The sequence below is a fragment of the Mesorhizobium sp. M4A.F.Ca.ET.050.02.1.1 genome (assembly GCF_003997725.1).
In the GTDB taxonomy this organism is placed as follows: domain Bacteria; phylum Pseudomonadota; class Alphaproteobacteria; order Rhizobiales; family Rhizobiaceae; genus Mesorhizobium.
Genome location: NZ_RZSG01000356.1, coordinates 1 through 5,940, shown reverse-complemented (window position 1 = coordinate 5,940; position 5,940 = coordinate 1). Strand labels below are relative to the sequence as shown.

The 5,940-nt window shown below is 64.5% G+C and carries 8 protein-coding genes and 1 pseudogene; 2 read left to right on the top strand and 7 right to left on the bottom strand.

The genetic code is table 11. The features are described 5' to 3' along the window. From EOA33_RS40675 to EOA33_RS21305, 3 genes and pseudogenes are all read right to left on the bottom strand, one after another. Positions 1–91, bottom strand: a pseudogene (locus tag EOA33_RS40675) (glutathione S-transferase); the annotation flags it as partial. A 271-nt stretch (positions 92–362) separates the two neighbouring features. Beyond that, positions 363–746, bottom strand: coding sequence for a histone (locus tag EOA33_RS21310; protein ID WP_127406497.1), 384 nt, complete (start codon positions 744–746; stop codon positions 363–365). A gap of 631 nt (positions 747–1,377) precedes the next feature. After that, entirely contained in the window at positions 1,378–1,905 is a 528-nt protein-coding gene (locus tag EOA33_RS21305; protein WP_127406496.1) for a DinB family protein, read from the bottom strand. A gap of 97 nt (positions 1,906–2,002) precedes the next feature. On the opposite strand from EOA33_RS21305, the gene EOA33_RS21300 reads away from it, so the two are divergent. Further along, a complete protein-coding gene (locus EOA33_RS21300) occupies positions 2,003–2,593 on the top strand; it encodes a TetR/AcrR family transcriptional regulator (protein WP_126059153.1) in 591 nt (196 codons plus the stop codon). 6 nt (positions 2,594–2,599) lie between these two features. Here the strand turns inward: EOA33_RS21300 and EOA33_RS21295 are convergent, their stop codons facing one another. The 4 genes from EOA33_RS21295 to EOA33_RS21280 form a co-directional block, all read right to left on the bottom strand. Beyond that, positions 2,600–3,052, bottom strand: coding sequence for a hypothetical protein (locus EOA33_RS21295; protein ID WP_127406495.1), 453 nt, complete (start codon positions 3,050–3,052; stop codon positions 2,600–2,602). Positions 3,053–3,235: 183 nt separating this feature from the next. Next, positions 3,236–4,084, bottom strand: coding sequence for a 23S rRNA (adenine(2030)-N(6))-methyltransferase RlmJ (locus tag EOA33_RS21290; protein WP_127406494.1), 849 nt, complete (start codon positions 4,082–4,084; stop codon positions 3,236–3,238). A 7-nt stretch (positions 4,085–4,091) separates the two neighbouring features. Next, positions 4,092–4,715, bottom strand: coding sequence for a hypothetical protein (locus tag EOA33_RS21285; RefSeq protein WP_127406493.1), 624 nt, complete (start codon positions 4,713–4,715; stop codon positions 4,092–4,094). 16 nt (positions 4,716–4,731) lie between these two features. Next, positions 4,732–5,376, bottom strand: a complete 645-nt coding sequence (locus EOA33_RS21280; protein WP_245455527.1) for a TetR/AcrR family transcriptional regulator — start codon at positions 5,374–5,376, stop codon at positions 4,732–4,734. 135 nt (positions 5,377–5,511) lie between these two features. Between EOA33_RS21280 and EOA33_RS21275 the strand changes: the two genes are divergently transcribed. Next, a partial coding sequence (locus EOA33_RS21275; RefSeq protein ID WP_145989225.1) for a carboxymuconolactone decarboxylase family protein occupies positions 5,512–5,940 on the top strand: 429 nt, incomplete at its 3' end.

Below are 5,940 nucleotides of genomic sequence, written 5' to 3'. Positions count from 1 at the left end.
GCACGAGGTCGATGGCGATGCCGGCATAGAGCGCGGCCATGCAGACCTTCGAGCTGTAGGGAGAGGTGGAGGCGTAGAGCAGCTTCGGCATGGTCGGGTTCCTGTTTGTGTGCGCGCACTGTTGACCGATCATGGCCGGCAAGACAACGGCCAGTGTCGCGAAACCGGGCAGCCAGTGCGCCGGCAACGAATTGCCGGGGAAGCCGAACAACAAAAAAGCTCCCGGAAGTTCTGCCGATGGCAAAGTCCCGGGAGCTTTAGGGGGAGCGTCCGCTCCAGCTTCGCCAGTGGCGCCGAACTGGCGAGAGGGGTACCGACGGCACCCGCCCTCACCTGTCCTTGTCGCGAGCGAAGCTACGCGATTACTTCTTGGCGGCCGGCTTCTTTGCCGGAGCTGCCTTCTTCACTGCAGACGCCGACTTGGCGGCGGCGGCCTTCATCGGTGCCTTGGCGGCGGGCTTGGCCGCGGCCTTGGCTGCAGGCTTCTTGGCGGCAGGCTTCGCTGCTGCCTTGGCGGCGGGCTTCGCCGCTGCCTTGGCGGCGGGCTTGGCTGCGGCCTTGGCGGCGGGCTTGGCCGCGGCCTTTGCGACCGGCTTCTTGGCGGCGGGTTTCGCCGCTGCCTTCACCGGAGCCTTGGCGGCTGCCTTCGGCGCTGCCTTCTTCACTGCAGGTTTCGCGGCAGCCTTCGGTGCCGCTTTCTTTGCCGGCGCTTTCGCCGCCGGCGCCTTGCTTGTCGTCTTTGCCATGCGATGCCCCTTGCGTTTTGCCGGCGATCGTCAGTGATCCGGCATGCTCATGCATATCTGACTCGCGGCTTTCTAGCCAGCGAAGCATTACACTGAATTTCGCAGATTAAATTTCTGTTACGGCGAAAGCATGCTCGCAATGATCGGCACAAAAGTCCGCGGAGATTCTTCGTAGCTCGCCGCGAACTTCCGCGAGAGAAATTGAAGCCACGCGACTCATGCGATCTTCTGGTCAAGCGCGGGAACTCTTGCAATGGCGGTGCTCGAGCGAGCTCACGCGAAGGGCTGTCGTATCGGCTTGCTTGATAGAGCGACTGCAGAACAACTCAAAACTTAATGCGAGCTTGTAGCTCATATATATTCAGGCCCGATCTAAGTAGCGGGGAAGCAGCATTCGCTGCTGGACAGCGTTCTTCACTGTGCCGCCGACTTTCGTCACTCGGCAAGCCAAACCGTTGGCTTTCCGTCCGCTGCGCGGACCGCTCCGCAACCCTCACTTTGGTAGAGATCGGCCGTTGCGCCGGCTTTCGTCAGTCGCCAATGCTGCAGGATTGAATGGCGCGCGAAGGAATGCCGTGTCTTCCGCCCCGCGCAGCCGCTTTTCCCTTGAAATATAAAGGCTTTCGGGCCGTCACAGCCCGGCCGGCTCTGACACCAACTGCAGCCTTCGCGACGGCTCGGTCCGATGGAGATGGGCGGCAAATGTGTCCCAGGGCGGAGTGACGGCGATTTGCGCGAGGATGCGGCCGATCTCGCCGCGATGATAGCCGCCGTGGATGACGACATGGGTCAGCATTTCCTGGCGCGACATCATCGCCTTGTCACCATCGGTGAAGATGAACGGGACGAGCTCCGCCAGAAGTTGCGGCGTAACCGCATCGAGATAGTCGCGATACCAGCGGTCCATCGCTTCGACATCGGCGCGCAGCGCATCGAGCGACGGCGTGTCCTCGGTGTTGTCGGAAACATGGCCGTGGCGCGTGCCGGAAAGATGCGCGGCGAATATCTTCGACACGACGAGATTGTGATTGAGCAGACGGATCGCTGCGTGGCGCTCGCTTGCGTGCGCTTGCGCAAGGTCTGCGAGACTTTCAAGCAGCTCGGCGTTGGCCCAGGCCTGATAGTCGAAGAGGCTGCGAAGCAGGGAAAGCGCGCACATCGCCGTTGTTCCTTTTTGTGAAAATGTGAGTATCTTGTTTATATTCTCGCGAGGCGGAACAAACATGTCTACTCGCATTGCCAAGCCGCGCATGCGCATGCGCAAGGTGCCGCGCCAGGCGCGTTCACGGGCGACCGTCGAAGCGATCATTGAGGCGGGTGCTCATGTTCTGAGCGAGCTCGGATGGGCAGGCTTCACCACCAACAAAGTGGCCGAGACGGCCGGCGTCAGCATCGGCTCGCTCTATCAATATTTTCCAGACAAGCTGTCGCTGCTCGAAGCGATCCGGCGCCGCCATTTCGATCAGGTGCTGTCGGTGATCGCCGAATCAGCCGAAGGCGGCAAGCCGCTCAGGCGATTCGCGCAGGAGCTGGTGCGCGGCATGATCGAGGCGCACAGCATCCATCCGACGCTGCATCAGGTGCTGCTCGACGAGGCGCCGGGCGATCGCGGCTCACGCGCCGCGCATGCCTCGTTCCAGACCCGCTATCTCGAACACTACACGGCCGCCGTGGCGCAGTACCGCAGGCGCCGGAAAGATGTCGAGACGATCGCGCGCGTGCTGTCCTCGGCGGTCGAGGGCGTGATCCACAATGCGGCGCGACGGGACATGCTGGATGCGCCGGAACTGCGCAAGCAACTCGTCGAGCTGATCTGCGCCTATCTTTCCGGCGCGCGGACAGGATAGCCGCGCCTAGCGCAGCACGCGGCAGCGGCCGTTGTAGACCATCCAGCGGTCGAAGCCCGAGACGCAGAATTCGACATTGTCGCCGATCGATGCGAAGCCCTGGCCCTCCTCGATCAGGTACCAGATCGTACGGGCGCGGCCGTCGGACAGGCTGACCGTGGCGCCGCAATAGCGGCGGCCGATCGGCCATTCCTCGCTGGCCGGCAGGTAGCGGTGCTGGTGGATGCGGCTGAAATCGGTGATCGCGACATCCGGCAGATGCGGGACGTGGCGCACCTGATAGGCGAAACGGTTGGTGATCTTGTTCAGCACCCAGGCCTCACCGCAGACGCCGCTGTCCTCGTCGGAATAGACGGCGAGGTCGGCGGCATGCGCCGCCTGGGTGAAGCCAAGCGATGTGCCAAGCGGCGTGCAGAGCGAGATCAGCGCGGCAAGAGCGGAACGAGCGAAGCGAGTCATGGCAGCCTCTCGAGATCGATTGTGCACACTGTGCGGATTCGCTTGGCGGCGGTCAAGCGATTGCGACGGCAATGGTTTCCGAGGCGTGGCCACCGGCATCGGCGGCCGATCCCAGCCGGCGCAGGCCATCCCATCCGCTCGCGCCAACGGGCTGGGTGGAAGCCAAGCCGCGCGGTCAATGCCCTACTCGCCCGCCAGCCAGTCCAGCGTCCAGCGCGACGGCTGCGCGACTGCCGTCACCTTGTGCAGGGCCGGCAGCAGGATCCGCAACTCGCCTTCCAGCGTGAACGGCGGATTGACCACTACCATGCCGCTGCCGTCGAGGCTGGGCTCAGTTGATGCCGGCCGGATCTCGAAGCCGATGTCGAGCAGTTTCGGGATGCCCGTCTCCTTCAGCGCCGCCCTGAACGCCGCGACCGCCTTGCGGTCCTTGATCGGATACCAGAGCGCGTAGATGCCGCCCGGCCAGCGCCGGTGCGCTCTCGACAGCCCGTCGACGATGCGGGAGAACTCCCCTCCCTCCTCGAAGGGCGGATCGACGAGCACGAGGCCCCGCTTCTCCTTCGGCGGCAGATGCGCGCCGAGCGCCAGCCAGCCGTCGAGCTCGATCACCCTTGTCTGGAAATCGCCGGCGAAGACCGCCTTCAGCCGCTCCGCGTCGTGCGGATGCAGTTCGATCGCCGTCAGCCGGTCCTGTTTGCGCAGCAGGTGCCTGGCGATCAGAGGCGAGCCGGGATAGTTCTTCACCCCGCCCTCGGGGTTCAGGGCACGAACGGCCTCGAGATAGGGCGCCAGCAGGGCGGTGACCTTGGCATCCAGATCCGCGTCGACCAGCCGGCCGATGCCGCCCAGCCATTCGCCGGTCTTCTGCGCTTCCACCGACGATAGGTCGTAGCGGCCGATGCCGGCATGGGTGTCGATGACGCGGAAGGCCTTGTCCTTCTGCTTCAGATAGTCGAGCAGACGCGTCAGCACGACATGCTTGACGACATCGGCGAAGTTGCCGGCGTGGTAGGCGTGGCGGTAGTTCATGCCGCCCTCAGTTCGACGAGCCGCCGCGGCCCCAGCGCGGCGGTGGCGGCTGCGAGTTGGGGTTCTGTGGCCTGCCGCCGCGACCGCCGAACGCGAAGGAAAACACCAGCCCGATCAGCCCGACGCCCATCACCGCGTAGCCGACCGGCCGTGCCCGCTCGTCGATGGCGCCGGCTTCTGCGCGCAGCACGAGATCGACCGCCCGGATCGGGATACCCTCGGCATCGCCCGGACCGACGGTAAAGAGATAGGGGCCGGGGCTGACCGCCTGGATCACGCCCGCCTCGTCACGGAAGATCTTGTCCGGCAGTTGCGGGCTTGCCTGGCGCGGATTGTCGGAATGACTGAACTGGAGCGTCGAGGCGAGCGCGGTGCGGCCGCCGGTGGCGGCGGTCAGCGTCAGCACGGTGCGCTGTTGCGAGACGATGCGCTCGGCCCGCGCCGTGAGGTCGACCAACACCCTCAGCGGCGCGTCGCGCGCGGCGAGCGGCACCGTCACCGGCCGGAAGCGGCCCTGCTCATACACCCGCCAGGTGCCGATCTCGTGGCCGGAGAAATTGCTCATCGCCCAGGGATAGAGGACGCCGATGGCGACGCCGGCGAGGAGGACAAGAACGAAAAGGAAGCGCATCGAAGGCCTTGGCTAGCTAATTCCCGTGGCCGCGAGCGCTTCCACCTTTTGCGGTCGCGGCCCGGGCACCATCGCGAATCCGCTCCATTTCGTCCAGCAGCATCTCCAGGCCGAGATCGAAGGTCTTGTCGAAACCGGCGGTGCCGAAATAGGCCCCGGCCGCCACGACGCTGGGAAAATCACGGGCAAGCTCTTCGTTGCTGACGGTGGTGACCGCCGACGGGCCTTTGGCGTAGCCCGCGGTCTCATCGAGGATCGCCCCCATCAGATAGTAGCCAGCGGCGCGAAACAGCCGGGCGCTAAGCTCGGGACCGAATCCGCCCGCCTCGAATACGCCGATGATGCTGTTCAGCTTGGCCAGACATGGCGGCGAGTTCATGCGGTAAACGACGATGAACGGCGCGAAGGCCGGGTGTTCGGTCGCGACACGGCGGAACTCCTGCATACCGACGCGGACCCGCTCACGCCAGGGCAGGCTTTCATCGGGGACCACCAGCGCGCTCATCTGCCGATCGACAAGCGTCTCGTAAAGATGCGCCTGCGAGGGGAAGTGATGGTAGATGCTCATCGCCTCGCAGCCGAGCGCGGCGGCCAGCTTGCGCATCGAGAAACCGGAAAGCCCTTCCCGCTCGATCACCTCGAAGGCGGCGTCCTCGATCATCTCGCGGGACAACCGGCCGCGTGTTCGCTTTCTTTTGCTCGATGAGTCCATGGCGGCGCTTGACAACTTACACTGTAAGGTTCATTTTCGGCCATACCTTACATCGTAAGGCTATCAAATACCAGAGGAGAAACAATGTCGACCCATCGCACGCTTTCAAATTCCACCCTTCGCCTGGCGTCCGCATCAATGCTCGCGGCCGCTTGCGTCTTGACCCTGACCTTGGCCTCGGCGCCTGCCCAGGCCGACGACTACGACGCCGCCATCAAGGACATCCAGTCAACCATGGGCGGCGTGCCGAGCTTCGTGAAGCAGTTCCCGAAGGCCGGTCTGCCCGGCGCCTGGGCCGAGGTCAAGGCCATTGAGCTCAGCGACAAGACGGCGCTGCCGCCGAAGGTGAAGTCGCTGATCTCGCTGGCGGTCGCGGCACAGATTCCGTGCAACTACTGCATCTGGTCGGACACGCAGGACGCCAAGCGCGCCGGCGCTACCGACGAGGAGATCCAGGAAGCGGTGGCGATGGCCGCGATCACCCGCCACTGGAGCACCATCTTCAACCTGTCT